The 1,150-nt window shown below is 53.4% G+C and carries 1 protein-coding gene; it reads right to left on the reverse strand.

Features of this window, described 5'->3' with window-relative positions; genetic code table 11:
• Window positions 1-98 precede the first annotated feature (98 nt).
• Window positions 99-1,079 carry an IS5-like element IS5 family transposase gene (locus M8370_RS23370; RefSeq protein WP_032430879.1) on the reverse strand — a complete coding sequence of 327 codons (981 nt, stop codon included), beginning with the start codon at window positions 1,077-1,079 and terminating at the stop codon, window positions 99-101.
• Window positions 1,080-1,150 lie beyond the last annotated feature (71 nt).

A 1,150-nucleotide genomic window follows, 5' to 3' on the forward strand; every position in this document is an offset into this window, starting at 1 on the left:
AAAATTTCGCGGATCTGGGCCGATTTTTTTCCCGCAAACACATCGAATCAGCCTATTTAGGCTATTTTTTCCACCATTTCTGGCGTTATTTCCGGTTTTTACTGAGATCTCTCCCACTGACGTATCATTTGGTCCACCCGAAACAGGTTGGCCAGGGTGAATAACATCGCCAGTTGGTTATCGTTTTTCAGCAGCCCCTTGTATCTGGCTTTCACGAAGCCGAACTGCCGCTTGATGATGCGAAACGGGTGCTCCACCCTGGCACGGATGCTGGCTTTCATGTATTCGATGTTGATGGCCGTTTTGTTCTTGCGCGGATGCTGCTTCAAGGTTTTTACCTTGCCGGGACGCTCGGCGATCAGCCAGTCCACATCCACCTCGGCCAGCTCCTCGCGCTGTGGCGCTCCTTGGTAGCCGGCATCGGCTGAGACAAATTGCTCCTCTCCATGAAGCAGATTACCCAGCTGATTGAGGTCATGCTCGTTGGCCGCGGTGGTGACCAGGCTGTGGGTCAGGCCACTCTTGGCATCGACACCAATGTGGGCCTTCATGCCAAAGTGCCACTGATTGCCTTTCTTGGTCTGATGCATCTCCGGATCGCGTTGCTGCTCTTTGTTCTTGGTCGAGCTGGGTGCCTCAATGATGGTGGCATCGACCAAGGTGCCTTGAGTCATCATGACGCCTGCTTCGGCCAGCCAGCGACTGATGGTCTTGAACAATTGGCGGGCCAGTTGATGCTGCTCCAGCAGGTGGCGGAAATTCATGATGGTGGTGCGGTCCGGCAAGGCGCTATCCAGGGATAATCGGGCAAACAGACGCATGGAGGCGATTTCGTACAGAGCATCTTCCATCGCGCCATCGCTCAGGTTGTACCAATGCTGCATGCAGTGAATGCGTAGCATGGTTTCCAGCGGATAAGGTCGCCGGCCATTACCAGCCTTGGGGTAAAACGGCTCGATGACTTCCACCATGTTTTGCCATGGCAGAATCTGCTCCATGCGGGACAAGAAAATCTCTTTTCTGGTCTGACGGCGCTTACTGCTGAATTCACTGTCGGCGAAGGTAAGTTGATGACTCATGATGAACCCTGTTCCATGGCTCCAGATGACAAACATGATCTCATATCAGGGACTTGTTCGCACCTTCCCTA

It is taken from the genome of Enterobacter cloacae complex sp. OE43NF, assembly GCF_023544405.1.
Classification (GTDB): Bacteria; Pseudomonadota; Gammaproteobacteria; order Enterobacterales; family Enterobacteriaceae; genus Enterobacter; species Enterobacter cloacae.

Bases quoted from the DNA above. Each gene is read 5' to 3' on its own strand.
- M8370_RS23370 (WP_032430879.1), bottom strand. From the start codon at position 1,079: ATGAGTCATCAACTTACCTTCGCCGACAGTGAATTCAGCAGTAAGCGC.